The following is a 26708-nucleotide window of genomic DNA, read 5'->3' as shown; positions in this document are numbered from 1 at the left end:
CTGATCGAAAACTTCTTCTGCAAACTCAAGGAGTTCAAGCGCATCGCCATGCGCGCCGACAAAACCGACGAGAGCTTCAAAGCCATCATCCATCTCGCCGCCGCCGTCATCAACTCACGATGAATCTCAACAGGCCTTAGTCGGGCACCCGCGTCTGCAAGGCGAGCGCGTGCAGGGCGCCGCCCATACTGCCCTTCAAGGCGTCATAGACCATCTTGTGCTGCTGCACCCGGGTCTTGCCGCGGAAGGATTCCGAGATGACGGACGCCGCGTAATGATCGCCGTCGCCGGCAAGATCGCGGATCTCGACCTCGGCATCGGGAAGAGCCTTTTTGATCAGCCGCTTGATCTCGCCCGGGTCCATCGCCATTCGCCAAGCCCCTTCCCCAGTTTCCCGCCGCCTATAGGACCTCGGCGCCTCAGGCGCCCGCCATGAAGGCCGGAAGCCAATTTTCGTGCGCCTCGCGCAATTTTGCAATCGGCACGGCAAGGACGTCCACGACCGCGACCGTGTTGCCCCCGACACGACCGATTTCAGCAGCCGGCACGCCGGCCGCGCGCGCACGTTCCTGCACCTTAGATAGGTCGCCTGACCGCAATGTCACGAGGTAGCGGGCTTGATCCTCGCCGAAGAGGAACGCGTGCGGGCGGTCCGCGGCGCCGGTGGGCAGGTCGATCCGCGCGCCCTTGTCGCCGGCAAGCGCCATTTCGGCAAGCGCCAGCAAAAGCCCGCCATCGGAGATGTCGTGGACCGCATTCACCAGCCCCTCGCGGACGCAGGCGCGGACGAAATCGCCGTTGCGCCTTTCTTCGCCGAGATTGACGGGTGGGGGCGGGCCTTCCTCGCGGCCGAGAATCTCGCGTAAATAGATCGATTGGCCGAGATGCGCGCCGGGGCCGCCGACAAGAAGAAGGATATCGCCCTTGGACTTCAGCGCGATCGTCGCCGTGGCGCGCAGGTCGGGCACGACGCCGACACCGCCGATCGCCGGCGTCGGCAGGATCGCCTTGCCCTCGGTCTCGTTGTAGAGCGAGACATTGCCGGAGACGATGGGGAAATCGAGCGCCCGGCAGGCTTCGCCGACGCCTTTCACGCAAGCGACGAACTGGCCCATGATCTCGGCCCGCTCCGGGTTGCCGAAATTGAGACAGTCGGTGACCGCCACCGGATCGGCGCCGACGGCGGTCAGGTTGCGCCAGGCTTCCGCCACCGCCTGCTTGCCGCCCTCATAGGGGTCCGCCTCGCAATAGCGCGGGGTCACGTCGATGGTGGCGGCGATCGCCTTCATCGAGCCGTCAAGGCGCGTGACCGCCGCGTCGCCGCCCGGCCGCTGCACGGTGCCGGCGAGGATCAGATGGTCGTATTGCTCCCAGACCCAGCGCCGCGAGCACAGATCCGGCGCGCCGACAAGCTTTAGGAGCGCCTCGCCATAATCGTTGGGCTCGGAAACGTCCTCTGAGCTGAGCGGGGCAGGGGTCTTCGCCTTCTTCCAAGCGCGGTCATATTCCGGCGCCTCGTCGCCGAGCTCCTTGATCGGCAGGTCGGCGACGATCTCGCCCCGGTGCTTGACCAGGAAGCGCAGCGTGTCGGTGGTCCGGCCGATGACCGCGAAGTCGAGGCCCCATTTGCGAAAGATCGCCTCGGCGTCAGCCGCCTTTTCGGGGCGCAGCACCATCAGCATGCGCTCCTGGCTTTCGGACAGCATCATCTCATAGGCCGACATCTGCGCCTCGCGGCAGGGCACATGGTCGAGGTCAAGCTCGATGCCGAGATCGCCCTTGGCGCCCATCTCCACCGCCGAGCAGGTGAGCCCGGCCGCGCCCATGTCCTGGATGGCGATGACGGCGCCGGAGGCCATCAGCTCGAGGCAGGCTTCCAGCAGGCATTTCTCGGTGAACGGATCGCCGACCTGAACGGTCGGCCGCTTTTCCTCCGAATCGCCGGCAAACTCGGCCGACGCCATCGACGAGCCGTGGATGCCGTCGCGGCCGGTCTTGGCGCCGAGATAGACCACCGGCCGGCCAACTCCTTCGGCCTTGGAGTAGAAGATCTTGTTGGCGTCGGCGAGACCGATGGCGAAGGCGTTGACCAGGATGTTGCCATTGTAGCGGCGATGGAAATTGACCTCGCCGCCGACCGTCGGCACGCCGAAGGAATTGCCGTAACCGCCGATACCGGCGACGACGCCGGAGACGAGATGGCGGGTCTTGGGATGGTCGGGGGCGCCGAATCTGAGCGCGTTCAGGCAAGCGATCGGCCTCGCGCCCATGGTGAACACGTCGCGCAATATGCCGCCGACGCCGGTCGCCGCCCCCTGGTAGGGCTCGATGAAGGAGGGGTGGTTGTGGCTTTCCATCTTGAAGACGATCGCCTGGTTGTCGCCGATGTCGACGACGCCGGCATTCTCGCCTGGCCCCTGGATGACGCGGGGACCGGATGTCGGCAGGGTGCGCAGCCACTTCTTCGAGGACTTGTAGGAGCAGTGCTCGTTCCACATCGCCGAGAATATGCCGAGCTCGGTCAGGCTCGGCTCGCGGCCGATGAGGGCTACGATCTTTTCATACTCCTCGGGTTTGAGGCCGTGCTCGGCGACGAGCTCGGGGGTGATCTGCACTTCGTTCGGGATCACGCCGCGCTCTCCAGAACGCTTTCGAAAAAGGCGCGGCCGTCGGTGCCGCCGAGGAGCGGGTCGATCAGGTCTTCGGGATGCGGCATCATGCCGAGCACGTTGCCCGCCCCGTTGACGACACCGGCGATGTGGTCGATGGAGCCGTTGGGGTTCGCGGCGTCGGACAGGCCGCCGTCATCGGCGCAATATCGGAACAGGACCCGGCCTTCGCCCTCAAGCCGCTTGAGCGTCTCTTCATCGGCGAAATAGTTGCCGTCGCCGTGCGCGACTGGCACGCGGATCACCTGACCCGTGCGATAGCGGCGGGTGAAGCGGGTATCCGTACGCTCGACGCGCAGATGCACGTCCTTGCAGACGAATTTGAGGCCCGCATTGCGCATCAGGGCGCCGGGCAGAAGCCCCGCCTCGGTCAGCACCTGAAAGCCGTTGCAGATGCCGAGCACGGTCGCGCCGGCTTCGGCCTTCCTGGCCAGGTCCGCCATCACCGGCGCCCGCGCGGCGATGGCGCCCGAGCGCAGATAGTCGCCATAGGAAAATCCGCCGGCGATGATAAAGACGTCGGCGGCCGGCAGTTCGGTCTCCATGTACCAGACGATCCGCGGATCGCGGCCGGAGACCGCCTTCACCGCCAGCCCCATGTCGCGCTCGCGGTTGATGCCCGGAAACAGGATGATCGCGGCCTGAAGGCTCATTTTCGCAGAACCGCCCTTCACTCAAGCTCGATCGCGTAATTTTCGATCACCGCGTTGGCGAGCAGCTTCTCGCACATCTTCTCGGCCTCGGCCTCGGCCTTGGCCTTGTCGGTCTCGTCGAGCTTGACCTCGATATATTTGCCCTGGCGGACCTCTTTGACGCCGGAAAAACCAAGGGCTGCGAGCGCGTTCTGGATCGCCTTGCCCTGCGGGTCGAACACGCCCGGCTTGAGAGTGACGATGATGCGGGCCTTCAAGGCAGACCCCGCGGCGCTCAGTGCTTGACCAGGACCGGGCCGCTCGGACGCTCCTGGTCCTGCTCGACCAGGATGCCGAGCCGGCGCGCAACCTCCGTATAGGCCTCGATCAGCCCGCCCATGTCGCGGCGAAAGCGGTCCTTGTCCAGCTTGTCGGCGGTCTGCACGTCCCACAGCCGGCAGGAATCCGGGCTGATCTCGTCGGCGAGCACGATCCGCACCAGGTCGTTCTCGTAATGGCGGCCGAACTCCATCTTGAAGTCGATGAGGCGGATGCCGACGCCGAGAAGCAGGCCGGACAGAAAGTCGTTGACCCTCAGCGCCAGCGACATGATGTCGTCGATCTCCTGCGGGTTGGCCCAGCCGAAGGCGGTGATGTGCTCCTCGGCGACCATCGGGTCGTTGAGCTCGTCGTTCTTGTAATAGAACTCGACGATGGAGCGCGGCAGCGGCGTCCCCTCCGCGATCCCGAGCCGCTCGGAAATCGAGCCGGCGGCAATGTTGCGCACAACCACTTCGAGCGGGATAATCTCCACCTCGCGAATAAGTTGCTCGCGCATATTGAGCCGGCGGATGAAATGGGTCGGAACGCCGATCTCGTTTAGCCGTTGGAAGATATATTCCGAGATGCGGTTGTTGAGGACGCCCTTTCCGTCGACGATCGCATGCTTCTTCCTGTTGAAGGCGGTGGCGTCGTCCTTGAAATGCTGGACCAGGGTTCCCGGCTCCGGGCCTTCATAAAGGATCTTCGCCTTGCCCTCGTAAACTCGACGACGGCGGTTCATGGCCTAATCTCCTGGTGGGTTGAAAAGACGCCCCATCGTCCGAGGCCGCGCGGCATGTTGGCCTTGGGAATCGGGACGCTGCCGGCGCCGGAATCGGCGGCGGCCGGGCTGCAAGCTATCCGATTGCGGGCGGCTGCACAATGCATCGGACGCGCACTCGGTCCACAGTTGATTTAAGGCAGACTGCAGGCTATGCAAGGTCTGAGCACGGGCGACGGAACGCCGTGTTCCGCGGCCGGCGAGAGCTCTCAGGGACACGACAGGACTGCCAGATGACCACCTTCGACAAGCGCCAGGAAGGGTTTGAGGCCAAATTCGCTCACGACGAGGAGCTGAAATTCAGGGCTACGGCCCGGCGCAACAAGCTGCTCGGCCTGTGGGCGGCAGAAAAGCTCGGGCTTTCCGGCGAGCAAGCGGAGGCCTATGCGAAGAGCGTCGTCAAGGCCGATTTCGAGGAGCCGGGTGAGGAGGACGTGTTCCGCAAGTTGCGCAGCGACTTCGACGCCAGAGGTGTGGAACAGTCCGACCATCAGATCCGACGTACCATGGAAGAGCTGATGGCCAAGGCCGTGACCGAACTCGGCGGCAAGTGACCGGCCGCGCGAACCCGCCCCGATGGCGGCCATCGCCCTGAAATCCCGCTTCGCGAACGGCGACACGCTGTATGCGGCGTGGCACGCCTTCGCAGCGCCCGAGGTCGCGGTCGCGCTCGCCCGCGACGGCTGGGACGCCGTCGTCATCGACATGCAGCACGGCCAATCCCCCTATACCGACATGGCCGAGGCGGTGGCCGGCGTCGCCGCGGCGGGGGCAGCACCTGTGGTGCGGGTCGGCATCGGCGATGAGGCGCTCATCGGCCGGGCGCCAGACGCGGGTGCGGCGGGGGTCATCTGCCCGATGATCAATTCCGGCCAGGAGGCGGCCGCCTTCGCGCGCGCCTGCAAATATCCACCGCTCGGTCAGCGCAGCTTCGCCACCGTGCGTGCCATGGACGTCCACGGCATGACCGGGCCGGAGTATCTGAAGGCCGCAAACGACCTCGTCCTCACCTTTGCCATGGTCGAGACCGCGCAGGCGCTCAAGCATATCGATTCGATCGCGTCGACACCGGGCATCGACGCCATCTTCGTCGGCCCGAACGACCTGTCGGTGTCCCTCAGCGACGGCACTGCGGTCGATCCGACGCTGCCCAAGGTCGAGCAGGCGCTGAGGCTCATCGCGCGCAAGTGCGAAGCCCACCAGGTCGTTGCCGGCGCATTCGCCAATACGCCGGAGATCGCCCGCACCTATCGCGAGATGGGCTTCAGCTTCATTGCGGTGGCCAGCGACGCGGCCTATCTCAGTGCCGGGTCTCGGGCTATTCTTAAGGCGGCCAAGGACTTGGACTGAACGGAAGCGGACATGGATCAAATCGCAAGTCGCGAGGCGCGGCGCCAAGAGGCGCTCGACAAAATGGTCGAGCTGATGCTGGCGGCAGGGCCGGTCGACCAACTGACCGACAAATATTTCTCCCATACCCGGCGTATCGTCGAAGCCCATGGCGACCAGGAGGTGGTCTATGCGGTATTCATGCGCCGGCGGGTGATCGCGGCGCTGGAGCCGGCGGTGCGGCTGGTCTCCCGGCTGGTGCCGGAAGCCAAGATCAAGCGTTTTTTCAAGGACGGCGAGGTGGTGCCGTCGGAGCGCAAGCTCATGGAGGTGCGCGGTCCCTATTCCAAGCTCTCCGAGATCGAGACGCTGCTCTTGCAGAAGGTCGGCCTGCCCTGCGTCTGCGCCAACAACGCCTATGAGATCTGCCGGGCGATCCCCTATGCCGGCTTCATCGACATGCATGCGCGCCACGGCAGCGGGCCGGAGATGAACCTGCTCGTCTCCTATGGCGCCGCGGTCGGCTCCGACACCGCGCGCGGCGGCGACGGCAACGTCAAGGGTTTCATCGGCTCGTCCCAGGACCTGACCGCGCCCCTATACGGCGCCGAGCAGGGCACCGGCACAATGCCGCACGCGCTGGTCGGCTACACCAAGGGCGACGTGGTCGAGGCGCTGAAACTGTTCGCCAAGACGGTTCCGGAAAGCGACATATTGGTGGGCCTCGTCGACTATGCCGGGCTGGAGGTCACCGATTCGCTCAAATCCGCGCGTTGGTTCTACGAGGAGGCCAAGCTCGACCATGACGGCAAGGCCTTCGGGATCCGCGTCGACACCCATGGCGGACGCTTCGCCGAGGGGCTCGACTACGAGAAGTCGGTGGAGACGGTGGCCCAATGGCTCGGCGTCGAGGGCGAGTACAACATCGTCGAGCGGGTCATCGGCCTGCGCGCATTCCAGCTCGACCCGAGCAACATCTTGGTCGACAAGGTGCGCCGTTTCCTGTTCGGCAAGGGCGTATCGGTGGCCGCCATCATCCATGTGCGCCGGGCGCTGGATGCCGCAGGCTACAAGAATGTGCGCATGGTCGTCTCGTCCGGCTTCGACGTGCAGAAGTGCCAGGTTGCGGGCGGCACAGCAGCCCCCATCAACGTGGTCGGCACCGGCAGCTTCCTGCCGGCGACCTTTTCCGAAACCTACGCCACCGCCGACATCATCTCCTATGACGGCGTCAAGCGGGTGAAGATCGGCCGCGAGGAACTGTTCGACTGACGAGATTATTCGCCGAATACGCGGGCGAAGATCGTATCCACATGCTTCAGGTGATAGCCGAGGTCGAACAGGGACTTAAGCTCGGCTTCCGGAATCAGTTTCCGAACCTCCGGATCGTCCTTCAGAAATTGCAGGAACTTGCCCTCGCCGCGCCACACCTTCATGGCGTTGCGCTGGACGATGGCATAGGCGTCCTCGCGGCTCGCGCCCTTCTGCGTCAGCGCCAGCAGGACGCGCTGGGAATGAATGAGCCCGCCGAGAAGGTCGAGGTTCCTCAGCATGTTCTTCGGGTAGACGACGAGCTTGTCGATGACGCCGGCAAGGCGGGAAAGCGCAAAATCGAGCGTCACCGTTGCGTCGGGGCCGATCATCCGCTCGACGGAGGAATGCGAGATGTCGCGCTCGTGCCACAGCGCCACGTCCTCCATCGCTGGCAGCGCATAGGAACGGACCATGCGGGAAAGCCCGGTGAGGTTCTCGCTCAGGACGGGATTGCGCTTGTGCGGCATGGAAGACGAGCCCTTCTGGCCCTCGGAGAAGAATTCCTCCACCTCCAGCACCTCGGTGCGCTGCAAATGGCGGATCTCGGTGGCCAGCCGCTCGATCGACGAGGCGATGACGGCGAGCGTGGCGAAATACATGGCGTGGCGGTCGCGCGGCACGATCTGGGTCGAGATAGGCTCGATGGCGAGGCCCATCTTCTCGGCCACATGCGCCTCGACGCGCGGGTCGACATTGGCGAAGGTGCCGACGGCGCCCGAGATTTTGCAGGTCGCGACCTCGCCGCGCGCCGCTTCGAGCCGCGCGCGGGCGCGCGAAAACTCGGCATAGGTCTGCGCCAGCTTCAGCCCGAACGTGGTCGGTTCGGCGTGGATGCCGTGGCTGCGGCCGACGCAGACCGTTTCCTTATGCTCGTAGGCGCGGCGCTTGAGCGCGGCCAGCAACTCGTCGAAGTCGGCGAGCAATAGGCTGGCGGCGCGGGTAAGCTGGACGTTGAAACAGGTGTCGAGCACGTCCGACGAGGTGAGGCCGAGATGCACGAAGCGCGCCTCCGGCCCGACGATCTCGGCGAGATGGGTCAGAAAGGCGATGACGTCGTGCTTGACCTCGCGCTCGATCTCGTCGATGCGGGCAACGTCGAAGGTGGCCTTTTCGCCGCGTTCGCGGATCGCCTTGGCGGCCTCCTTCGGCACCAGGCCGAGCCCGGCCATGGCGTCGGCGGCGTGGGCCTCGATCTCGAACCAGATGCGGAACCTCGTTTTCGGTTCCCAGATGGCGGCCATCTCGGGGCGAGTGTAGCGCGGGATCATGTGCGTGAACCGAATCCGCGTGAAGAAAGGTGATCTCGTCTAGCAGACGGCGGGGGCCGGCTCAATGGAAGCTGTGGGGGGAAACTGTGGGGAGGCGGTGGGGCAGGCCGCAGACCTATGCCGCCAGCGCACCGGCGGCGGCTCGGCGGATCGCCGCGATATTGGAGGCGTAAGCCGATTTACCGCCGGAGAACACCGCCGAGCCCGCGACCAGCACGTTGGCGCCGGCGGCGGCGACCTGGGCGGCGGTCTCAGGGTTGATGCCGCCATCGACCTCGATGTCGATGTCACGGCCGGCGACCATCTTCTTGATGCGCGCAATCTTGTCGACGGCGGCCGGAATGAAACTCTGGCCGCCGAAGCCGGGATTGACCGACATGACCAGGATCAGGTCGAGCTTGTCGAGAACATAGTCGAGGACGCTCTCGGGCGTTGCCGGATTGAGCGAAACGCCGGCCTTTTTGCCGAGCGCGCGGATCGCCTGCAGGGAGCGGTCGAGATGGGGGCCCGCCTCCGCGTGCACGGTGATGATGTCGGCACCGGCCTCGGCGAAGGCTTCCAGATACGGATCGCAGGGGGCGATCATCAGATGCACGTCGAGCACTTTTTGGGTGACCGGCCTCAGCGCCTGCACCACCAGCGGGCCGATGGTGATGTTGGGCACGAAATGACCGTCCATGACATCGACGTGGATCCAGTCGCAGCCGGCCTTCTCGACCGCACGAACCTCACCGCCAAGCCGCGCGAAATCCGCGGACAGGATCGAAGGGGCGATGCGCAGGGCGCGCGACATGGACGAATCTCCCGGCTGTAGGCGGTTTTCCGCCTAGCACTTAGCGCAAGCAAGCGCAATCGGCGCTAAAGCTTCGCGAACCTGTCGCGCCAGGCGGGGTTGTCGCCGCTCTTGAGCGAGGTTGCCTCGTAGATGCCGCGGGCGACGGCGCGGGAAAGGCAGTTGGCGGCCACCGCGCCGATCTGGGCAAGGTCGCGGGGTACATCGGAAAGCCGCCTGTCGCCGGTGGCGAGGGCAAAGACCACATCGCCGTCAAACGGCGTGTGCACCGGATAAAGCGCGCGGGCAAGCCCATCATGGGCGGCAATCGCAAGTCGTTTCGCCATGGCGCAGGTCAGGCGCGCGTCGGTTGCGACAACGGCAAGCGTGGTGTTCTCGCGCAGGCTCGCCTTGTGGCGGATTTCGCGGGCTTCCGCCGGCCAGGGACGGGGCAGGCCGAGGCCGCCGAACTCATCGCCGAGCTCGAATGGGGCGGCGCGGAAATGCGGGCCATCGCCGATGGTGGCGCTGCCCACGGCGTTGACCGCGGCGAGGGCCGCGACCGTGAAACCGGAGGGCGCGATCTCGGACGCGCTGCCGAGCCCGCCCTTGAGATTGCAAGTGGTGGCGCCGGCGCCGGCGCCGGCGCTGCCGAGCGCGAAGTCGGCGGAGGCATCGGCCGTGGCGCGGTAACCGAGGGCGGGGTAGGGCGGCTCGCCTTCCCAGCCGATCCCGCCGCGCAGGTCGAACAGGATGGCGGCAGGCACGATCGGCACCCTGACGCCGGCGATGGCAAAGCCGCGGCCTTGTTCCCTGAGCCAGCGTTGCACGCCTGTGGCCGCGCTGAGGCCGAAGGCCGAGCCGCCGGAAAACGCCAGCGCGTCGATATGCTCGACCAGATTCTCCGGCGCCAACAGGTCGGTCTCGCGCGTGCCCGGCCCGCCGCCGCGCACGTCGACCGCGGCAACGACCGGCCGTTCGGCGCGCACGACAGTGACCCCGGTGCCGAGGCCGAGATCCTCCGCGTTGCCGACCAATAGGCCGGTAACATCGGTGATCAGATTGCGCGGACCGGTGCTGGACATGGGCACCCCTTTGTTTGGTGGCGCCATCATAGCGCGGCGGCGGGCAAAGATGACAGGCGATCACAATCGGGCGAGGCGAGGCAAGTGCTCCCTTGCGGTCATGGCGAATTAAGCTAAATCAGGGACTTGGCCGCGCGAGGCGGGTTGCTATGCCCGGCGCCGGCAACGAGAAAGAAGGCCTAATGGCTGCAGACGTAACCCTGCCGGCGGTGTTCTTGGGCGGCCTGATCAGCTTCGTCTCTCCCTGCGTGTTGCCGCTGGTGCCGCCCTATCTCACCTATCTGGCCGGCACCTCGCTCGACCAGTTGACCGGCGAGAGGGAGATGCCGCGCGGGCTCTATCTGCGCGTCGTCGCCGCTTCCATTGCCTTCGTTCTCGGCTTCACCACCATTTTCGTCCTGCTCGGCGCCTCGGCGTCGGCCATCGGCCGGCTCTTGGTGGGCAACCTTGACATGCTGGCCAAGATCGCCGGCATCGTGATCATTGCCATGGGGCTACACTTCATCGGCCTCATCCGCTTGCCCCTCCTCAACCGGGAGGCGCGCTATCAGGGCGAAATCCCGGCCGGCGGGATTGTCGGTGCCTATGTCATGGGCACCGCCTTTGCCTTCGGCTGGACGCCGTGCATCGGCCCGGTGCTGGCGGTGGTGCTGGCCGTCGCGGCAAGCCGGGAGACGGTGCTTCAGGGCATGGGCCTGCTCGCGGTCTATTCGCTCGGCCTCGGCGTGCCGTTCATCCTCGCCGCATTGGGGGCGAAGCCCTTCATGAGCTTCATGGCGCGCTTTCGCCGCCATCTCGGCACGGTTGAAAAGGTCATGGGCGGCCTCCTGGTGCTCGCGGGCGTGATGTTCATCACCGGCTCGGTGAGCCAATTTTCTTACTGGCTGCTGGAGACCTTTCCGGCGCTCGGCCTGATCGGCTGAGCCGGTCCCGCCAAAAGAGAAAGGGCCCGGCTGAGCGGGCCCTTACCAGTATGCGCCGTGGTCGCGGGCGGCTTACATGTTGTCTACATAGTCGTATTTGCCGTCCTTCCACTCGTAGAAGACGTAGCCGGGCAGGTCGACGTCGCCCGTGTCGTTGAAGGACAAATCGCCGATCACGGTCTTGAACGTGCCTTCGTTCAACGCCTTGACGACGGCGTCGAACTCGGTCGAACCGGCGGTCTCGACGGCCTGCGCCCAAGCCTGCATGGTGGCGTAGGTATAGAGCACATAGCCTTCCGGCTCGATGCCCTTGGCGCGGAACTTCTCGACCACGGGCGCCGCTTCCGGGTTCCTGCGCGGATCCGGCGAGAAGGTCATCAGCGTGCCTTCGCCGGCCGGGCCGGTGATCGACCAATATTCGTCGGTGACCAGCGCGTCGCCGGAGACCAGGATCGTGTTCATGCCCTGGTCGCGCATCTGGCGGGCCATGAGGCCGGCCTCGGTGTGGTAGCCGCCGACATAGAGGATGTCGATGCCTTCCTGCTTCAGCTTGGAGACCAGCGCGGTGTAGTCCTTCTCGCCCGCCGTATAGGCCTCGTACATGGCTTCCTTCTTGCCGGCCGCGTTCATGAACTTGCGGGTCTCGTCGGCGAGGCCTTTCCCGTAGGCGGTCTTGTCGTGAATGATGGCGATGTTCTTGTCGGCGAAATTCTTGGCGAGATATTCGCCGGCCACCTGGCCTTGCTGGTCGTCGCGGCCGCAGGTGCGGAAGACGCCGGGTCCGGGACGCTCGTCGGTGAACTTCGGGTTTGTCGAAGCCGGCGAGATCTGAATGACGCTTTCCTCCGCATAGACGGCGGACGCCGGAATCGATGAGCCGGAGCAGAAATGCCCGGCCACGAGGGCGATACCCTTGCCGGCCATCTGGTTGGCGACCGCAACGGCCTGCTTCGGGTCGCAGGCATCGTCGCCAATGCTCAGTGACAGCTTTTCGCCGAGAACGCCGCCGGCGGCGTTGATATCTTCAACCGCCTGCTCGGCGCCAGCCTTCATCTGCGCACCAAACGAGGCGTATTGGCCGGTCATCGGGCCGGCCGTGGCAACCTCAATGTCGGCCAGCGCCGGGCTCGCGGCAAAGCCGAGGGCGGCGGCGGCCACACCAGTCAAAATGAACTTTCTCATCGCTTACTCCTTTGCTCCTCAACCTCCCACTGGGGTGCTGCGTTGCCCGCGAGGGCAAAGCGGCTATGTGATTGTCCCGGCAAGCAGGCTTGCCGGATAGTTGCACGAAACCAGCCGAAATTCATCATTGTTCCGAAACCGGGTTGGATTGCGCGCGCCGGCGCCAGAAAAACAGTCCTTGACGCTCGTAGAGCCAGCCATATTGGCTGGTCATCTGCGTTGCGCGCATGATCCGGTAGCCGAGCGAGGCGCTGATAATCAGCACGGCGGCATCGACCAGATAATAGTGCAGCGACAGCAGAGTCCCGCCGAACAGCGCATAGTGGAAGAACCGCACAGCGCCCGCGAACAGCAGCATATAGCCCACCGCGTACCAGTAGGGCCGCCATTTGAGCGCCAGCGCCCGACCGGCCAGCCACGCCGCGCCGCCGCCGAGCGCCATCGTGACCAGCAGGAAGGCGCCGAGCGAAATTTCCCAGATCACACCCATGATCGACCTGCCTGGAGCGTTTTCCATTTCAGCAGAAACGGACGAACGCTCCATCCCGTTATTCTAGCGCATTTTCCACGGAAAACCGGTTCCCACTTTTCCTGAAAAATGCTTAGTGGCGCCCGCCTTCCAGATAGGCGGCGCGTACCTCCTCCTTAGCCAACAGCTCGCGGCCCGTCCCGGTCATGGTGATGCGGCCATTGACCATGACATAGCCGCGATGGGCGAGCCTGAGCGCGTGAAACGCATTCTGCTCGACCAGGAAAACGGTGAGCTTCTCCTCCTCATTGAGGTTGCGAATGACGCGGAAGATCTGCCGCACGATCATCGGCGCCAGGCCCAGCGACGGCTCGTCGAGCAGCAATAGCCGCGGCCGGCTCATCAGGGCGCGGGCGATGGCCAGCATCTGCTGCTCGCCGCCGGAAAGCGTCCCGCCGCGGGCCGAGCTGCGCTCGGCGAGCAGCGGAAACAGCTCGAAGATCCGTTTCAGGTCCTCTTCGAAATGCGCCATATGGTCGACGGCGGCGCCCATCTGCAGATTTTCCACCACCGTCATGCGCGGAAAGATGCGCCGGCCCTCGGGCGCCTGGGCGATCGCCATGCGCATGATCTGGTGGGTCGGGGTGCCGGTAATGTCGTGGCCGTCGAAGATGATGCGGCCGCTGCGCGCCTGCGGCGTGCCGCAGATGGTCATCATCAGCGTCGACTTGCCGGCGCCATTGGCGCCGATCAGGGTGACGATCTCGCCCGGATAGACCTCCAAGTCGACGCCCCTGAGGGCCTGGATGTTGCCGTAATAGGTCTCCACGCCCTGGACCGACAGCAACGGCGCGGCGCTCATCCCAACGCCTCGTTCTCGGCGATCTCGACCTCGTCGTCCTCGACACCGAGATAGGCGGCGATGACGCGCGGGTCGTTGCGCACGAAGTAGGGCGTGCCGTCGGAGATCTTGACGCCGTAGTCGAGCACGACGATGTGGTCGGAAATCCCCATGACCACGCTCATATCGTGCTCGATCAGGAGGATCGAGGTACCGTGGGTCTCGCCGATATATTCGAGCAACTGGTTCAGCGTCTCGGTCTCGCGCGGGTTGAGGCCGGCGGCCGGCTCGTCGAGGCACAGAAGGTGCGGGTCGGTGCACATGGCCCGGGCGATCTCGAGCCGCCGCTGCGCGCCATAGGGCAGGTCGGCGGCGGGATCGTCGGCGCGCTCGATCAGCATCACCTTGTCGAGCCAGTAGCGGGCCTTCTCCACCGCGTCCGCCTCCGCCAGGCGGTAGCCCGCCAAGCCGAAAATGCCGCCGACGGTGAAACCGGAGGCCAGCATGAGCCTGTTGTGCTGCGCCACCAACAGATTCTCGAGCACGGTCATGCCGGGGAACAGGCGGATGTTCTGGAAGGTGCGCGCAACCTTGGCCCGCCAGGTGATGCGGAAATCGTCGAGACGCTCCAACAGGAAGCTGTCGCCATTCTCGTGGCGCATGGTGATCATGCCCTCGGTGGGCTTGTAGAAGCCGGTGAGGCAGTTGAACACCGTTGTCTTTCCAGCACCGTTTGGTCCGATGACCGCGGTGATGTCGCCGCGTCCGGCGACGAACGACAGGTCGTCGACGGCGACCAGGCCGCCGAAGCGCATGGTCACGTGCTCGACCTCGAGGATCGGGTCGTCGTTCCAGGACCGGGCGGCCGCCGCGGGCGCATCGGAGGGCTGCGGGGCGGGCTTCGCCTCGACCTTGATCGCGGCCGCGGCCTTGGGCGTGCGCTTTGCCTTGGCCCCCTTGCCGCGCGCCGGCTCCTTGCCCTTGCCGCCGGGACTCATCCGCTGCCCTCCGAAACGGGTTCGCCGGAAATTGCTCGTCGCTTGGCCAGGAAGATCGAGGGAATGCGCCGCGAGATCAGCCCGCGCGGCCGCCAGATCATGATCAGCACCATCGCCATGCCGACAATCAGCATCCGGTATTCCTGCAGCTCGCGCAAAAGCTCGAAGGCGGAGTTGAGGAAGATGACGGCGATGACGATGCCGAGCTGACTGCCGAGCCCGCCGAGGACGACGACCGCGAGGATGATGAAGGACTCGATAGCGGTAAAGGATTCCGGGCTGACAAAGCCCTGGCGAGTGGCAAAGAAGGAACCGGCAAAGCCGCCGAACATGGCGCCGCAGGCAAAGGCGGTAAGCTTGGTATTGGTGGTGTTGATGCCGAGCGAGCGGCAGGCGATCTCGTCCTCGCGCAGCGCTTCCCAGGCGCGCCCCACCGGCAGGCGACGCAGGCGCAGGGTGACGAAGTTGGTGATCAGCGCCAGCAGCAGGATGATGTAGTAGAGATAGACGATGCGGTGGACCGATGAATATTCGAGCCCGAAGAAATCGGCGAAACCACCCTCCTCGCGGGTGAATTCGAGCCCGAACAGGGTCGGCCGGGGAATCTGCGAGATGCCGTCGGGCCCGTTTGTGAAGGTATACCAGTTGAGCAGGATGATGCGGATGATCTCGCCGAAGGCGAGGGTGACGATGGCCAGATAGTCGCCGCGCAGCCGCAGCACCGGAAAGCCCAGAATGAGCCCCCAGCAGGCCGCCAGAATGCCCGCGAGCGGCAGGCAGATCCAGAAGCCTAGATCGAAATTCGTGGCCAGCAGCGCGAAGGAATAGGCGCCGATGGCATAGAAGGCGACATAGCCGAGGTCCAAGAGCCCGGCCAGCCCGACGACGATGTTCAGCCCCCAGCCGAGCATGACATAGGTCAGGATCACGATCGACTGGTCCATCCAGTAACGCGTGACGAACGGCATGAACGGCATGACGATGGCAAAGGCCATCGCCGCCACGCCGAGATGGATCTTCCACTGGTCGAAATGATCGGCGAGCGGGCGTCCGCCGGGGCGCAGATACCATTTCACGCCGATCGGCGTGACCGAGGGATGGCGCTGCCAGAAAATCAGATTCAGCGCCAGCCGGCCGCAAAACACCACCAGGACGGCGATCGCCACCGGCATCGCACGCGGCGTCAGCTCGAGGCCGCCGACGCTGGTCGTCGTTTTCAGCCCGATGATCGGCGCGGCCAGCGCCAACGTAATCAGCGCAGCGATGAAGGCGTCCTTCAGAGCCGCGGCATAGCGCTCGCTGCTGGCCGCCGCCGGAGCCCCCCGAACCGCCTCGACGCTCATCGTTACACCTTTTCCACCTCGGGCCGGCCGAGCAGCCCCGAGGGCAGGAAGATGAGCGTTATGGCGAGGATCGAGAAGGCGGCCACGTCCTTGTATTCAATGGTGAAATAAGCCGACCAGAAGGTCTCGATCAGACCGATCACCATGCCGCCCAGCATGGCGCCCGGCAGCGAGCCGATGCCACCGAGAACGGCGGCGGTGAACGCCTTGATGCCGGCGACGAAGCCGATATAGAAGTCGATCACCCCATAATAGAGGACAAACATGAGGCCGGCGACCGCCGCCAGCGCCGCGCCCGTGACGAAGGTCAGGGAGATGGTCCGGTCGACGTCGACGCCGAGCAGAGCAGCCATGCGGCGGTCCTGCTCGCAGGCGCGCTGGGCGCGACCGAGCGGGGTTCTGGCGATGAGCAGCGAGAATGCGGTCATCAGGAGGATTGTGGTCGCCACGATGATGATCTGGATGTTGGAGAGCTGAACCACGAACTCTCCGGCTTCGATGGACACGCGCATGACTTCGTAGCCGCCGGTGATGATCGGCTGCAGCGGCTTGACGCGCGCCCCCTGGCTGACCTGTACATAGTTCTGCAACACAATCGACATGCCGATGGCGGTGATCAGCGGCGCCAGGCGGAACGAGGTCCTCAGCGGTCTGTAGGCGAGGCGCTCGACCGTCCAGCCATAGATCGAGGTCAGCGCCATGGCGACCAAGAGCACCAGAAACAGCGCCAGGATGATCACCAGGAAGCTGCTGCCGGCGACGAAACCGAGCGCGATGATGGCAATCAGCGCGATAAACGCGCCGACCATGAAGATATCGCCGTGGGCGAAATTGATCATGCCGATGATCCCGTAGACCATCGTGTAGCCGATGGCGATCAAGCCGTAGATGGAGCCCAATGTGACTCCATTGATGAGCTGCTGCACGAAATATTCCATCTGGAAGCGATCCCCCCTGCCGACACGCAGCCCTGCACGCGGGCGTGCGACACCCCGTAGCGAAGCCGCACCGGCTCTCTTAGCAATCTTTGCGAGTGCGGGCAATTACGCCCGTTTGCGGGCCTCGCGGCGCGCAGTTTACCCGTGAGCCGTGTCGGCATATTCTCAGCGCCTATGGATGTCATGCAGACCATTCCGCAGTTTCACCTCTATGGCGAGGCGACGGATGACCAGGTATTCGACTTTATTCATGCCGAGCCGATCCCCGCGCGTTCGGCCGCCCACGATTGGGTAATCGCGCCGCATTCGCACCGCTATCTGCATCAGATCATGTATGTCTCGACTGGCGGAGGCGCCTTCACCGTCGAAACAAAGACAATCAGCTTCGCCAGCGAAACGCTGATCGTCCTCGCTCCGAATGTGGTGCACAGCTTTTGTTTCGAGCCACACCCCGAGGGGATGGTGATCTCGTTCACCGAAGATGTCATCCGCGACATAACCGATCATCAGGGAGGGCTAAGCCAGCGGCTGGCGGAGGCCGAGCGCGCCATCGTCATCCCGCTCGAGAAGCGCAAGCGGATCGCACGGATTTCGGAACTTGCCCGCGATATCCTCGACGAACTCAAGCTCGGCCGCAGCGGCGCCCAAATCGCCATGCGCTGCTATCTGGCGCTGCTCATCGTCGAGATCGCGCGGCTCGGTTTTGCAGCAAGAGGCTGGCAGGGAGCCAAGCCCGGCGCGCTCGACGACACGGTGGCGCGGCTGCGAGAGCTGGTGGAGGACAATTTCCGCACCACGCGAAACCTGAGCGCCTATGCCGACTGGCTGGCGATGACGCCGGACCGGCTCAACGACCACTGCAAGAAGGTGACCGGGGTTACGGCCGGACATCTGGTGCGCCAGCGGCTGCTGGTCGAGGCCAAGCGGCAGCTCATCTTCACTAGCCTGTCGGTGAGCGAGATCGCCTATTCGCTCAATTTCTCCGATCCCAGCTATTTCTCCCGCTTCTTCCGCAAATATGCCGGCCAGACGCCGCAACAATTCCGCAACGGGCTGCGCTGAGACCTCGGCAGGACGGGCCGCAAGAGCCGGTTAACCACACCCTCAATCGCTGCCGGCACGAGCGGAATTTTAAGCGCCGTCGGCTAGGCTCGTGCCCATGGGACAGGTGCTGGACCTTCTGCCGCAGCCGCTCAAATCCGCGCTGAGAGCGCTTCTCTTCGACGGCGGCGAGGAGGCGCGGTCGCGTCGCGGCGCGCTGATGGCCTTTTCCATCCGCGTTGCCTCCGCGGCGATCGCCTTCGTCTCGCAGGTGCTGTTGGCGCGCTGGATCGGCGGCTACGATTTCGGCATCTTCACTTATGTCTGGGTGTGGTTGAACATCCTCGGCACCCTGTGCACGCTCGGTTTTGCCATCTCCGCGGTGCGCTTCCTGCCCGAATACCGGGCGACGGCGGCCGATGACCTTGCCCGCGGCTTCCTGCATGCCGGAAGGCGGGTCAGCTTCGGTGCCGGCCTCGTCTGCACGCTTGCGGGCCTGGCGGTCCTGTATCTGCTGGATGAGGCGGTTGCCGACTATTACCGGGTGCCGATGGCGCTCGCTCTCGTCTGCCTGCCGGCCTATGCGTTGATGGATTTCCAGGACGGGGTGGGTCGCGCGCATTCCTGGATCGATCTCGGATTGGCGCCGCCCTATATTGCGCGGCCGCTGTTGCTGCTGGCTTTCCTTGCCCTGGCAATCTCGCTCGGCTGGTCGCGCAGCGCCGAGACGGCGGTCATCGCCGGCATTGCCGCAAACTGGGTCGCCGTAGCGGGCCAATATGCGCTGCAGGAGCGCCGTCTTGACGCAGTGCTGCCGCGGGGCGCGCGTGGCTACCGGCTCGACCAGTGGCTGAAGGTGTCGATGCCGGCCCTGCTCCTCGAGGGCTTCGCGCTGTTGATGATCAATCTCGACATCCTGCTGCTCGACATCTTTGTCGCGCCGGGCGAGATCGCCACCTACTACGCCGCCGCGCGGACGATCTCGCTGGTCGGCTTCGTCCATTTCGCCGTCACCGCCGCCTGGATGCCGCGCTTTTCGGCCGCCCACGCCCGCGGCGAGGGCGCGGCGGTCGAAGCACTCTTTGCGGCCGCGCGCAAATGGACGTTCGTGCCGTCGCTCGCCGGCGGCGTGGCGCTGCTTGCCCTCGGCCGGCCGATCCTGTGGCTGTTCGGCCCGGAATTCACAGTCGGCTACCCGGTCATGTTCGTGCTTGTCCTCGGTCTTCTGGCGCGCGCCGCCGCAGGGCCGGCTCAGGGCCTTCTGGTGGTGACAGGCAAGCACAATATGACGGCCATCGTCATGGCCGTGACGGTCTGCCTCAACGCGGCGCTCAATCTCTACCTGATCCCGCGCTTTGGCCTGATCGGCGCCGCGGCGGCGACGTCGGCCGCCTTCGGCTATGAATCCCTGACGCTTTACGCGGTTGCCCGCCGCACGATCCGCGAGGCCCCGGCCGCGCTGCCGGCGGGCTGACCGGGAGTCGGTTTAGCTGCCCGCCAACGCCAGCACCAGCGGCATGGTGACGGCGGCCGCGACCGTCTGCACGGTGGCGATTGCCGCCAGCAGCGGCGCGTCGCCGCCCATCTGGCGGGCCAGCACATAGCCGCTCATGGCGGTGGGAACCGCGGCGCAGACAAGCGCGGTCGAAAGCGCCGTCCCGCTCAAGCCGAAGGCAAGCGCATAGACGGCGACGATCAGCGGCATGACGATGAGCTTGAGCGCCGCACTCGCCAGCACCGCCGGCGACGGCTTGAGAGCGTCGCGCAGGATGAGCCCGCCGCCGACCAGGAGCAGGCCGCCGGCGAGCGCCGCCCGGCCCAGCATGTCGGCGGCGGTCAGAATAGGACCGTAGATGGGCACGCCGGCAAGATTGATGGCGATACCGATCAGGCAGGACCAGACGAACGGGTTCCTGGCCACCGCCCAGAGCAGGGCGCGCGGCGGCATCCGCTCCTCGGTAGCGTAGGTCGCGACGACCGTGACATTGACGACGTTGAGGAACGGCATCATGACGGCCATGGCGACGGCGACGAGCGTCAGCCCCTCCTCGCCGAACAGCCGAGCGACGACGGCAAGCGCGATGAAGGCGTTCCAGCGCGTCGAGGCCTGGAACACCGAGGTGTAGCTGGTCGCGCTCAGGCCCAGGCCGCGGCGAAACAGCGGCATGGCGAGCCAGGCGATCAGGCACATCGTTGCCGCCGACAGGAACAGGGCGATCGCCACGCTGGTGACGGGAGCCGCGTTCAGGTCCGCATTGACCAGGGTTTCGATCAGCAGCGCCGGGAACAGCACCCAGTAGGCGATGCGCTCCAAGCCGTCCCACATGTCGGCGGGGACGAAGCCGGACTGCCTCAACCCGGCGCCCAGCGCGATGACCAGGAACACCGGCAACAGGCTTTCGAAGATCTCGATCATGGCCGATCAGCCCGTGCCGGCCTGCAGCCGGCGCAGCCGGTCGAGCGCGCCTTGGAGGATGTAGGCGGCGGCGAGCTTGTCGACAAGGCGGGCGCGCCGGGCGCGGCTGGCGTCGGCCTCCAGAAGCGTCCGCGTGACGGCCGCCGTCGACAGCCGCTCGTCCCACAAGGCGATCGGCAGGTCGATTTTCTCGGCGAGGTTGCGGGCAAAGGCGCGGGTCGATTGGGCCCGCGGGCCCTCGGTGCCGTCCATGTTGACCGGCAGGCCGATGACCAGGCCGCCGACACCGTGCTCTGTGCACAAAGCCAGCAGCCGGTTCGCGTCGTTCCGGAACTTGGTCCGTTGCAGGGTGACGAGCGGCGAGGCGATGGTGCGCTCGACGTCGGACAGCGCCAGGCCGATGGTCTTGGTGCCGAGGTCGATGCCGATCAGCCGCGCGCCGGGCTTCAGCGAAGCGGCGATATCCTCAAGCGAAGGGGCAAGCGCGGCGGCCATGTGCCCGCGCTTAGCATGGGCCGTGTCGGCGAGCCAGCCTGGCTGTCAGTCACATTCAGTTGCTGCAGGCAACCTTGCAGGCCTTGGCTTCTTTCAAGCAAGCTTTTTTTGCCGGGTCAGCGCCCACTGTCTGGTCTTTCTTGCACCGAAACTTGTCAGCACACGCCTGCTTGCACGCGTTGATATCGGCCTCCGTCGCGGCCAACACGATTGGATTTCCCGCCTCTATCGAGGGGGGATTTGTTATGTCGTTTGGCGGCAGCAGCCGCGAGACCGCGATTGCCGCCGGGCCGTCGGTCGCCATGCCGCGGAGCGCGGCTGGCGATGCGATCAGGACAGCCGAGACAAGCAAGAAGAAAGCCGCAAATCGAAACGTCATGTTCCCCTCCCAAACCGCGGCCGACAGGCTCGGTCCACCTGCGCGGCGATCGCCAACGAAGTTTGGCGAGCTGCTGCATGGAGAGTTTGGCTAATCGATCGGCCATACGCAATACATTAGAATCGCTAAATTCCGGCCGTGGTTGTGCGCTGCGGCAAGGGGGCTATACTCGCCCGCAAATCAACCTCAGCGTCATTTCAGGGGAGGCATAAGGCGATGAAGGTTACCTGGTTCGGACATTCCGCCTTTCGCGTCGAGACGGGATCGGCGGTGATCATGATCGATCCCTTCCTGAGCGGCAATCCGAGCTTCGGCGGCGATGCCGCGGCGGCCGCCAAGGGCGCGACCCACGTCATTCTCACCCACGGCCATGACGACCATACCGGCGACACGGTCGACATCTGCAAGGCGACCGGCGCGCTTCTGACCGCAAATTTCGAGATCTGCATGTTTCTCAATGGAAAAGGCGTCGAGAACATCAACCCGTGCAATCACGGCGGCAGTCTCGACCTCGGCGATTTTACCGTCGCCTACGTGCCGGCCTGGCATTCCTCCTCGACCATCGTCGACGGCAAGCCGGTCTATCTCGGCAATCCGGCGGGCATCGTCTTGCAGCCGAAGAAGGAGCCGCGCAAGACCCTCTACCATATGGGCGACACCGACATCTTCTCCGGCATGGAGCTGATCAACGAGATCTACCAGCCGGTCATCGGCATCGTGCCCATCGGCGACCGCTTCACGATGGGCGCAAGGCTCGCGGCGATGGCCTGCAAGCGCTATTTCAAGTTCAAGACCGTGCTGCCGTGCCATTACGGCACGTTCCCGATCATCGACCAGACGGCCGACAAGTTCATCGCCGAAATGAAGGGGCAGAACGTGGTGGTGCCGAAGGTCGGCGAGCCGTTCGACGTGTAGGAAAGGCGGCAACATGTCTGTCGATTCCGCGACGGTCCGACGCATCGCGCGGCTTGCCCGCATCGCGGTGAGCGAGGAGGAGGTTGAGCGGCTCAAGGACGAGTTGTCGGCGCTCCTCGCCTGGGTCGAGGAGCTGAACCAGGTCGACACCGACGGCGTCGCGCCGATGGTCAGCGTCATCCCGATGGAAATGAAAAAGCGCGCGGACGTGGTCACCGACGGCAACTGCGCCGACGACATCGTCGCCAACGCGCCGGCGACGGAGGATCATTTCTTCGTCGTTCCGAAGGTTGTGGAGTAGCCATGGACAAGCTGACCGGGTTGACCATCGCCGAGGCCCGCGCCGGCCTCAAGGCGCGCGACTTCTCCGCAATCGAGCTGACCGACGCCTATCTGTGCGCCATTCCCGCGGCCAATAGAGCGCTCAATGCCTATATCGCGGTGACCGACGACCATGCGCGCGGCATGGCCTTGGCCGCCGACGCCCGCATCGCCAAGGGAGAGGCGCGGGCGCTCGACGGCATCCCGCTCGGGATCAAGGATCTGTTCTGCACCAAAGGTGTGCACAGCCAAGCCTGCAGCCACGTGCTCGACGGCTTCAGGCCGACCTATGAATCGACCGTCACCGCCAATCTGTGGGCCGCCGGCGCCGTCATGCTCGGCAAGCTCAACATGGACGAGTTCGCCATGGGCTCGTCGACCGAGACCTCCTATTACGGGCCGGTGGTCAATCCCTGGCAGGCCAAAGGCAGCAACGAAAGGCTGGTGCCGGGCGGCTCGTCGGGCGGCTCGGCGGCGGCGGTCGCGGCGCGGCTTTGCGCAGGGGCGACGGCGACCGACACCGGCGGATCAATCCGTCAGCCGGCGGCGCTGACCGGCACCGTGGGCTTGAAGCCCACCTATGGGCGCTGCTCGCGCTGGGGCATCGTGGCGTTCGCCTCCTCGCTCGACCAGGCTGGCCCGATCACCCGCTCGGTGCGCGATGCGGCGATCATGCTCTCTGTCATGGCGAGCCACGACGAAAAGGACACCACCTCGGCCGATCAGCCGGTGCCGGACTATGAGGCGGCGCTCGGCGGCGATCTGAAGGGCATGACCATCGGCATTCCCAAGGAGTACCGGATTGACGGCATGCCGGTGGAGATCGACAGGCTGTGGTCTGAGGGCGTGGAATGGCTGAAGGCGGCGGGCGCCGACATCATCGAGGTCTCGTTGCCGCATACCAGATACGCGCTGCCCGCCTATTACATCGTCGCGCCCGCGGAGGCCTCCTCGAACCTCGCCCGTTATGACGGAGTGCGCTACGGCCTGCGGGTCCCCGGCGACGACATCATCGCCATGTACGAGAACAGCCGGGCCGCGGGCTTCGGCGACGAGGTCAAGCGGCGCGTCATGATCGGCACCTATGTGCTGTCGGCCGGCTATTACGACGCCTATTACCTGAAGGCGCAAAAGGTGCGCACACTGATCAAGCGCGACTTCGAGCAGGCCTTCGAAAAGGTCGACGCGCTGCTGACGCCGGCAACCCCCAACGCCGCCTTTCCGCTCGGCGCGATGAGCGCCGACCCCATCCAAATGTATCTCAACGACGTGTTCACGGTGACCGTCAACATGGCCGGCCTGCCGGGCATCTCGGTGCCGGCCGGCTTCGACGAGAAGGGCCTGCCGCTCGGCCTGCAGGTGATCGGCAAGCCGTTCGACGAGGCGACGGTGCTCAAGGTGGCGGGCGCGCTGGAGGAGGCCGCAGGCCCGGCGCCCGCGCCGGAGCGCTGGTGGTAGATGTCGATGACGCGCCAAAACGTCTCCTCGGGAAGCCGCTACGAGCCCATCATCGGCTTTTCCCGCGCGGTGAGGATCGGCAACATGATCGCCGTCGGCGGCACGGCGCCGATCGGTCCGGACGGCCAGACGGTGGGGGTGGGCGATCCGGTTCAGCAGGCGCGGCGCTGCTTCGAAATCATCCTTGTCGCGTTGGAGCAGGCGGGCGCCAGCCTGAACGACGTCATCCGCACGCGGTCTTTCCTGATCCGTATCGAGGACTGGGAGGCGGTCGGCCAGGTGCATGGCGAGATTTTCGGCGACTTCCGCCCCGCCAGCACCATGGTCCAGGTGACGCGCTTCATCGACCCCGACTGGCTGGTCGAGATCGAGGCCGACGCGGTCATCGAAGGCTGAGGGGGCACCAGGCGCCACGCGGCACCACTCCGGCAGGGCGAGCGGCCCCGCCGGAGGGGGCAGCCGCCCTACCGCCGATAGAGCCCCATCAAGGTGTCGCTGTCGATCGTGTGGGCGCGGATGTTGAACCCGGCAAGAGCGGCCGTTGCGCCCTCCGGAAGCTCGATCTTATCCGTGTCGAGAGCATGCACGGTGAAGATGTAACGGTGCGGGTGGTCGCCGGCCGGCGGGCACGGTCCGCCATAGCCGGGCGCGCCGAAATCGGTCTTGACCTGCGTTGCGCCGTGCAGCGCCGCTTCGTCGGCGCCCTGCGGCAGCGAGGCAATGTCGGCCGGCAGATTCACCACCACCCAGTGCCACCAGCCGCTGCCGGTCGGCGCGTCGGGGTCGTAGACGGTGAGCGCGAAGCTCTTGGTGCCGTCCGGCGCGCCGCTCCAGGAGAGCGCCGGCGACTTGTTCTCGCCGGAGCAGCCGAAGCCGTTGAATACGTGCTTGTTGACGAGATAGTCGCCGTCGGAAAAGTCGGAGCTGGTCAGCTCCAGCGCCGCCGCGCCGCCGATCGACGCGCCGAGGAACAGAATGGCGGAAAAACTCCTCACGATGAAATGTCTCATTGGCTTCCCCTCCCTGCGAAGGCCCGATAGGGCGTTCGTTCGCGCCCGATGGTTGCGCGGAAGAGGGCGCGACGCAAGCCCCGCTCAGCGCCTCAATTGGCATATAATCCGGGCATGTGATCTGGTCGAAGCGCAGGCTTGACGATTTTCGTCAAACCGGGCAAGCCCAGGGCAAATAACGCGAGGCGAGAGAGAACATGAACGAGGTGGTTCGCGCGGCCCCCGCCGACAAGCGCATCAAGGGCGCGACGGGCGAATGGGAGATGGTGATCGGGCTTGAAGTGCATGCCCAGGTCACCTCGAAGGCGAAGCTGTTCTCCGGCGCCTCGGCCGAATTCGGCGGCGCGCCCAATGCCCATGTCTCGCCGGTCGACGCGGCGATGCCCGGCATGCTGCCGGTGATCAACGAGGAATGCGTCAAGCAGGCGATCCGCACCGGCCTCGGCCTCAAGGCGAGGATCAATCTCAAGTCGGTCTTCGCGCGCAAGAACTACTATTACCCGGACCTGCCGCCGGGCTATCAGATCTCGCAATACGAGCAACCGCTGGTCGGCGAGGGCGAGGTGGTGCTCGACATGCCCGACGGCGAGGCTGTGCATGTCGGTATCGAACGGCTGCATATCGAGCAGGACGCCGGCAAGTCGATCCACGACCTGCATCCGACCCACTCCTATGTCGACCTCAATCGCGCCGGCGTCGCGCTGATGGAAATCGTGTCGAAGCCCGACATGCGCTCGTCCGAGGAGGCGCGCGCCTATGTCGCCAAGCTGCGCGCCATCATGCGCTATCTCGGTACCTGCGACGGCAATATGGAGGAGGGCTCGCTGCGCGCCGACGCCAACGTTTCGGTGCGCCGGCCGGGAGAGCCGTTGGGCACCCGCTGCGAGATCAAGAACATCAACTCGATCCGCTTTCTCGGCCAGGCGATCGACTATGAGGCGCGCCGCCAGGTCGACATCATCGAGGACGGCGGCAGCATCGCCCAGGAGACCCGCCTGTTCGATCCCAAGACCGGCCGGACGCGCTCGATGCGCAGCAAGGAGGAGGCGCACGACTACCGCTATTTCCCCGACCCCGACCTGCTGCCACTGGAGTTCGACCAGGCCTATGTCGATGCGCTCAAGGCCGGCCTGCCGGAACTGCCGGACGAGAGGAAGGCCCGCTTGATCGCCGAATACGGCCTGTCGGCCTACGATGCCGGCGTTCTGACCGCCGAAAAGGCCGCGGCCGACTATTTCGAGGATGTCGCCAAGGGCCGCGACGCGAAAACGGCGGCGAACTGGGTCGTCAACGAGCTTGCCGGCCGACTCAACAAGGAGGGCAAGGACATTGCCGACAGCCCGATACCAGCCGCTGCCCTCGGCGAGATTCTCGACCTAATCGCCAAAGGCACTATTTCCGGCAAAATCGCCAAGGACTTGTTCAATATCCTATGGACGGAGAGTGTTTGGACGGGCGTCGGCGATACCGGGGCAATCGTGAGCGAGCGCGGGCTGACGCAGGTCACCGACACGGGTGCCATCGAAAAGGTAATCGACGAGGTCCTCGCCGCCAACCCGGACAAGGTCGAACAGGCCAAGGCCAAGCCGAGCCTTGCCGGCTGGTTCGTCGGTCAGGTGATGAAGAAGACGGGAGGGAAGGCCAACCCGAAAGCCGTCAACGAGATTCTGAAGACCAAGCTCGGCCTCGATTAGGCGGCAGTGGGAATTCGGCGATGAGCCCCGCCACAAGCACTTCTCCCCGCTGGGGGGACCCATGCGTCAGCCTCCTGCGCACTTTTTCTGCGGTCTGACGGAGGTTCGGCGCCG

General features: G+C 65.3%; 30 protein-coding genes. 12 read left to right on the top strand and 18 right to left on the bottom strand.

The genetic code is table 11. The annotated features are described in order from the left end of the window. The coding region (locus Q8P46_02490; GenBank protein ID MDP2619037.1) for a transposase at positions 1-123 on the top strand (123 nt) is incomplete at its 5' end. Between the two features lie 13 nt (positions 124-136). On the opposite strand, the gene Q8P46_02485 is transcribed toward Q8P46_02490, so the two are convergent. From Q8P46_02485 to Q8P46_02465, 5 genes are read right to left on the bottom strand one after another with little or no spacing between them, the layout of a single operon-like run. Next, positions 137-370 (bottom strand): BolA family transcriptional regulator, encoded by a 234-nt coding sequence (locus tag Q8P46_02485; GenBank protein ID MDP2619036.1) that lies wholly within the window; start codon positions 368-370, stop codon positions 137-139. 49 nt (positions 371-419) lie between these two features. Then, positions 420-2630 (bottom strand): phosphoribosylformylglycinamidine synthase subunit PurL, encoded by a 2211-nt coding sequence (gene purL, locus Q8P46_02480; GenBank protein MDP2619035.1) that lies wholly within the window; start codon positions 2628-2630, stop codon positions 420-422. Further along, positions 2627-3322, bottom strand: a complete 696-nt coding sequence (gene purQ, locus Q8P46_02475) for a phosphoribosylformylglycinamidine synthase subunit PurQ (GenBank protein MDP2619034.1) — start codon at positions 3320-3322, stop codon at positions 2627-2629. Before purQ ends, purL begins: the two co-directional genes overlap by 4 nt. A gap of 17 nt (positions 3323-3339) precedes the next feature. After that, positions 3340-3579 carry a phosphoribosylformylglycinamidine synthase subunit PurS gene (purS, locus tag Q8P46_02470; protein MDP2619033.1) on the bottom strand — a complete coding sequence of 80 codons (240 nt, stop codon included), beginning with the start codon at positions 3577-3579 and terminating at the stop codon, positions 3340-3342. A gap of 17 nt (positions 3580-3596) precedes the next feature. Beyond that, positions 3597-4364 carry a phosphoribosylaminoimidazolesuccinocarboxamide synthase gene (locus Q8P46_02465; GenBank protein MDP2619032.1) on the bottom strand — a complete coding sequence of 256 codons (768 nt, stop codon included), beginning with the start codon at positions 4362-4364 and terminating at the stop codon, positions 3597-3599. Between the two features lie 272 nt (positions 4365-4636). Here Q8P46_02465 and Q8P46_02460 point away from each other — a divergent pair, with 272 nt between their 5' ends. From Q8P46_02460 to Q8P46_02450, 3 genes are read left to right on the top strand one after another with little or no spacing between them, the layout of a single operon-like run. Continuing rightward, positions 4637-4957 (top strand): DUF1476 domain-containing protein, encoded by a 321-nt coding sequence (locus Q8P46_02460; GenBank protein ID MDP2619031.1) that lies wholly within the window; start codon positions 4637-4639, stop codon positions 4955-4957. Between the two features lie 22 nt (positions 4958-4979). Next, the gene (locus Q8P46_02455; protein ID MDP2619030.1) at positions 4980-5753 is read left to right on the top strand and encodes an aldolase/citrate lyase family protein; all 774 of its coding nucleotides are present in this window, start codon (positions 4980-4982) and stop codon (positions 5751-5753) included. A 12-nt stretch (positions 5754-5765) separates the two neighbouring features. Then, a complete protein-coding gene (locus Q8P46_02450; protein MDP2619029.1) occupies positions 5766-7004 on the top strand; it encodes a hypothetical protein in 1239 nt (412 codons plus the stop codon). Positions 7005-7009: 5 nt separating this feature from the next. Here the strand turns inward: Q8P46_02450 and purB are convergent, their stop codons facing one another. The 3 genes from purB to Q8P46_02435 form a co-directional block, all read right to left on the bottom strand. Continuing rightward, complete coding sequence (gene purB / locus Q8P46_02445; protein ID MDP2619028.1) at positions 7010-8314, bottom strand: adenylosuccinate lyase; 1305 nt, start codon at positions 8312-8314, stop codon at positions 7010-7012. 115 nt (positions 8315-8429) lie between these two features. Beyond that, positions 8430-9107, bottom strand: a complete 678-nt coding sequence (gene rpe / locus Q8P46_02440; protein MDP2619027.1) for a ribulose-phosphate 3-epimerase — start codon at positions 9105-9107, stop codon at positions 8430-8432. Between the two features lie 65 nt (positions 9108-9172). Then, positions 9173-10171 (bottom strand): P1 family peptidase, encoded by a 999-nt coding sequence (locus tag Q8P46_02435; GenBank protein MDP2619026.1) that lies wholly within the window; start codon positions 10169-10171, stop codon positions 9173-9175. A gap of 182 nt (positions 10172-10353) precedes the next feature. Between Q8P46_02435 and Q8P46_02430 the strand changes: the two genes are divergently transcribed. After that, positions 10354-11094 (top strand): cytochrome c biogenesis protein CcdA, encoded by a 741-nt coding sequence (locus Q8P46_02430; GenBank protein MDP2619025.1) that lies wholly within the window; start codon positions 10354-10356, stop codon positions 11092-11094. 72 nt (positions 11095-11166) lie between these two features. Here the strand turns inward: Q8P46_02430 and Q8P46_02425 are convergent, their stop codons facing one another. The 6 genes from Q8P46_02425 to Q8P46_02400 all read right to left on the bottom strand — a co-directional run bounded on the left by Q8P46_02425 (position 11167) and on the right by Q8P46_02400 (position 16865). Continuing rightward, entirely contained in the window at positions 11167-12276 is a 1110-nt protein-coding gene (locus tag Q8P46_02425) for a branched-chain amino acid ABC transporter substrate-binding protein (protein ID MDP2619024.1), read from the bottom strand. A gap of 124 nt (positions 12277-12400) precedes the next feature. Further along, the gene (locus Q8P46_02420) at positions 12401-12820 is read right to left on the bottom strand and encodes a hypothetical protein (GenBank protein MDP2619023.1); all 420 of its coding nucleotides are present in this window, start codon (positions 12818-12820) and stop codon (positions 12401-12403) included. 58 nt (positions 12821-12878) lie between these two features. Further along, positions 12879-13607 (bottom strand): ABC transporter ATP-binding protein, encoded by a 729-nt coding sequence (locus Q8P46_02415; protein ID MDP2619022.1) that lies wholly within the window; start codon positions 13605-13607, stop codon positions 12879-12881. Next, positions 13604-14401 carry an ABC transporter ATP-binding protein gene (locus Q8P46_02410; GenBank protein ID MDP2619021.1) on the bottom strand — a complete coding sequence of 266 codons (798 nt, stop codon included), beginning with the start codon at positions 14399-14401 and terminating at the stop codon, positions 13604-13606. Before Q8P46_02410 ends, Q8P46_02415 begins: the two co-directional genes overlap by 4 nt. 179 nt (positions 14402-14580) lie before the next feature. Continuing rightward, positions 14581-15927, bottom strand: a complete 1347-nt coding sequence (gene livM / locus Q8P46_02405) for a high-affinity branched-chain amino acid ABC transporter permease LivM (GenBank protein MDP2619020.1) — start codon at positions 15925-15927, stop codon at positions 14581-14583. A 2-nt stretch (positions 15928-15929) separates the two neighbouring features. Continuing rightward, positions 15930-16865, bottom strand: a complete 936-nt coding sequence (locus tag Q8P46_02400; protein ID MDP2619019.1) for a branched-chain amino acid ABC transporter permease LivH — start codon at positions 16863-16865, stop codon at positions 15930-15932. A gap of 183 nt (positions 16866-17048) precedes the next feature. Here Q8P46_02400 and Q8P46_02395 point away from each other — a divergent pair, with 183 nt between their 5' ends. Both Q8P46_02395 and Q8P46_02390 read left to right on the top strand, forming a co-directional pair. After that, positions 17049-17927, top strand: coding sequence for a helix-turn-helix domain-containing protein (locus Q8P46_02395; GenBank protein MDP2619018.1), 879 nt, complete (start codon positions 17049-17051; stop codon positions 17925-17927). A gap of 97 nt (positions 17928-18024) precedes the next feature. Then, complete coding sequence (locus tag Q8P46_02390; protein ID MDP2619017.1) at positions 18025-19380, top strand: lipopolysaccharide biosynthesis protein; 1356 nt, start codon at positions 18025-18027, stop codon at positions 19378-19380. 12 nt (positions 19381-19392) lie between these two features. On the opposite strand, the gene Q8P46_02385 is transcribed toward Q8P46_02390, so the two are convergent. The 3 genes from Q8P46_02385 to Q8P46_02375 are packed head-to-tail and all read right to left on the bottom strand — an operon-like array spanning position 19393 to position 21196. Next, positions 19393-20322: an AEC family transporter gene (locus Q8P46_02385; protein MDP2619016.1), complete on the bottom strand. Its 930-nt coding sequence runs from the start codon at positions 20320-20322 to the stop codon at positions 19393-19395. A 6-nt stretch (positions 20323-20328) separates the two neighbouring features. After that, on the bottom strand, positions 20329-20817 hold the full coding sequence (ruvX, locus tag Q8P46_02380; GenBank protein MDP2619015.1) for a Holliday junction resolvase RuvX: 489 nt from the start codon (positions 20815-20817) through the stop codon (positions 20329-20331). 55 nt (positions 20818-20872) lie between these two features. Then, positions 20873-21196 carry a hypothetical protein gene (locus Q8P46_02375; GenBank protein MDP2619014.1) on the bottom strand — a complete coding sequence of 108 codons (324 nt, stop codon included), beginning with the start codon at positions 21194-21196 and terminating at the stop codon, positions 20873-20875. 216 nt (positions 21197-21412) lie between these two features. Here Q8P46_02375 and Q8P46_02370 point away from each other — a divergent pair, with 216 nt between their 5' ends. The 4 genes from Q8P46_02370 to Q8P46_02355 are packed head-to-tail and all read left to right on the top strand — an operon-like array spanning position 21413 to position 24286. Next, positions 21413-22111, top strand: coding sequence for a metal-dependent hydrolase (locus Q8P46_02370; GenBank protein ID MDP2619013.1), 699 nt, complete (start codon positions 21413-21415; stop codon positions 22109-22111). 13 nt (positions 22112-22124) lie between these two features. After that, a complete protein-coding gene (gene gatC / locus Q8P46_02365; protein MDP2619012.1) occupies positions 22125-22412 on the top strand; it encodes an Asp-tRNA(Asn)/Glu-tRNA(Gln) amidotransferase subunit GatC in 288 nt (95 codons plus the stop codon). Between the two features lie 2 nt (positions 22413-22414). Continuing rightward, positions 22415-23890, top strand: a complete 1476-nt coding sequence (gene gatA, locus Q8P46_02360; protein ID MDP2619011.1) for an Asp-tRNA(Asn)/Glu-tRNA(Gln) amidotransferase subunit GatA — start codon at positions 22415-22417, stop codon at positions 23888-23890. A 6-nt stretch (positions 23891-23896) separates the two neighbouring features. Next, the gene (locus Q8P46_02355) at positions 23897-24286 is read left to right on the top strand and encodes a RidA family protein (protein MDP2619010.1); all 390 of its coding nucleotides are present in this window, start codon (positions 23897-23899) and stop codon (positions 24284-24286) included. Positions 24287-24354: 68 nt separating this feature from the next. Here the strand turns inward: Q8P46_02355 and Q8P46_02350 are convergent, their stop codons facing one another. Beyond that, positions 24355-24885 (bottom strand): YbhB/YbcL family Raf kinase inhibitor-like protein, encoded by a 531-nt coding sequence (locus tag Q8P46_02350; GenBank protein ID MDP2619009.1) that lies wholly within the window; start codon positions 24883-24885, stop codon positions 24355-24357. 212 nt (positions 24886-25097) lie between these two features. Here Q8P46_02350 and gatB point away from each other — a divergent pair, with 212 nt between their 5' ends. Further along, a complete protein-coding gene (gene gatB / locus Q8P46_02345) occupies positions 25098-26594 on the top strand; it encodes an Asp-tRNA(Asn)/Glu-tRNA(Gln) amidotransferase subunit GatB (protein ID MDP2619008.1) in 1497 nt (498 codons plus the stop codon). Positions 26595-26708: the final 114 nt, after the last annotated feature.

It is taken from the genome of Hyphomicrobiales bacterium, assembly GCA_030688605.1.
Lineage (GTDB): Bacteria > Pseudomonadota > Alphaproteobacteria > Rhizobiales > NORP267 > JAUYJB01.
The sequence above is the reverse complement of the archived record's forward strand: the minus strand, read 5'-3'. Positions and strand labels throughout refer to the sequence as shown.

Bases quoted from the DNA above. Each gene is read 5' to 3' on its own strand.
- Q8P46_02430 (MDP2619025.1), top strand. From the start codon at position 10,354: ATGGCTGCAGACGTAACCCTGCCGGCGGTGTTCTTGGGCGGCCTGATC.
- gatB (MDP2619008.1), top strand. From the start codon at position 25,098: ATGAACGAGGTGGTTCGCGCGGCCCCCGCCGACAAGCGCATCAAGGGC.
- Q8P46_02450 (MDP2619029.1), top strand. From the start codon at position 5,766: ATGGATCAAATCGCAAGTCGCGAGGCGCGGCGCCAAGAGGCGCTCGAC.
- Q8P46_02355 (MDP2619010.1), top strand. From the start codon at position 23,897: ATGACGCGCCAAAACGTCTCCTCGGGAAGCCGCTACGAGCCCATCATC.
- Q8P46_02455 (MDP2619030.1), top strand. From the start codon at position 4,980: ATGGCGGCCATCGCCCTGAAATCCCGCTTCGCGAACGGCGACACGCTG.
- Q8P46_02410 (MDP2619021.1), bottom strand. From the start codon at position 14,401: ATGCGCTTCGGCGGCCTGGTCGCCGTCGACGACCTGTCGTTCGTCGCC.
- gatA (MDP2619011.1), top strand. From the start codon at position 22,415: ATGGACAAGCTGACCGGGTTGACCATCGCCGAGGCCCGCGCCGGCCTC.
- Q8P46_02415 (MDP2619022.1), bottom strand. From the start codon at position 13,607: ATGAGCGCCGCGCCGTTGCTGTCGGTCCAGGGCGTGGAGACCTATTAC.
- gatC (MDP2619012.1), top strand. From the start codon at position 22,125: ATGTCTGTCGATTCCGCGACGGTCCGACGCATCGCGCGGCTTGCCCGC.
- Q8P46_02485 (MDP2619036.1), bottom strand. From the start codon at position 370: ATGGCGATGGACCCGGGCGAGATCAAGCGGCTGATCAAAAAGGCTCTT.
- livM (MDP2619020.1), bottom strand. From the start codon at position 15,927: ATGAGCGTCGAGGCGGTTCGGGGGGCTCCGGCGGCGGCCAGCAGCGAG.
- purQ (MDP2619034.1), bottom strand. From the start codon at position 3,322: ATGAGCCTTCAGGCCGCGATCATCCTGTTTCCGGGCATCAACCGCGAG.
- Q8P46_02370 (MDP2619013.1), top strand. From the start codon at position 21,413: ATGAAGGTTACCTGGTTCGGACATTCCGCCTTTCGCGTCGAGACGGGA.
- Q8P46_02460 (MDP2619031.1), top strand. From the start codon at position 4,637: ATGACCACCTTCGACAAGCGCCAGGAAGGGTTTGAGGCCAAATTCGCT.
- Q8P46_02390 (MDP2619017.1), top strand. From the start codon at position 18,025: ATGGGACAGGTGCTGGACCTTCTGCCGCAGCCGCTCAAATCCGCGCTG.
- Q8P46_02465 (MDP2619032.1), bottom strand. From the start codon at position 4,364: ATGAACCGCCGTCGTCGAGTTTACGAGGGCAAGGCGAAGATCCTTTAT.
- Q8P46_02435 (MDP2619026.1), bottom strand. From the start codon at position 10,171: ATGTCCAGCACCGGTCCGCGCAATCTGATCACCGATGTTACCGGCCTA.
- Q8P46_02385 (MDP2619016.1), bottom strand. From the start codon at position 20,322: ATGATCGAGATCTTCGAAAGCCTGTTGCCGGTGTTCCTGGTCATCGCG.
- Q8P46_02375 (MDP2619014.1), bottom strand. From the start codon at position 21,196: ATGACGTTTCGATTTGCGGCTTTCTTCTTGCTTGTCTCGGCTGTCCTG.
- purB (MDP2619028.1), bottom strand. From the start codon at position 8,314: ATGATCCCGCGCTACACTCGCCCCGAGATGGCCGCCATCTGGGAACCG.
- ruvX (MDP2619015.1), bottom strand. From the start codon at position 20,817: ATGGCCGCCGCGCTTGCCCCTTCGCTTGAGGATATCGCCGCTTCGCTG.
- Q8P46_02400 (MDP2619019.1), bottom strand. From the start codon at position 16,865: ATGGAATATTTCGTGCAGCAGCTCATCAATGGAGTCACATTGGGCTCC.
- Q8P46_02420 (MDP2619023.1), bottom strand. From the start codon at position 12,820: ATGGAGCGTTCGTCCGTTTCTGCTGAAATGGAAAACGCTCCAGGCAGG.
- Q8P46_02395 (MDP2619018.1), top strand. From the start codon at position 17,049: ATGCAGACCATTCCGCAGTTTCACCTCTATGGCGAGGCGACGGATGAC.
- Q8P46_02425 (MDP2619024.1), bottom strand. From the start codon at position 12,276: ATGAGAAAGTTCATTTTGACTGGTGTGGCCGCCGCCGCCCTCGGCTTT.
- rpe (MDP2619027.1), bottom strand. From the start codon at position 9,107: ATGTCGCGCGCCCTGCGCATCGCCCCTTCGATCCTGTCCGCGGATTTC.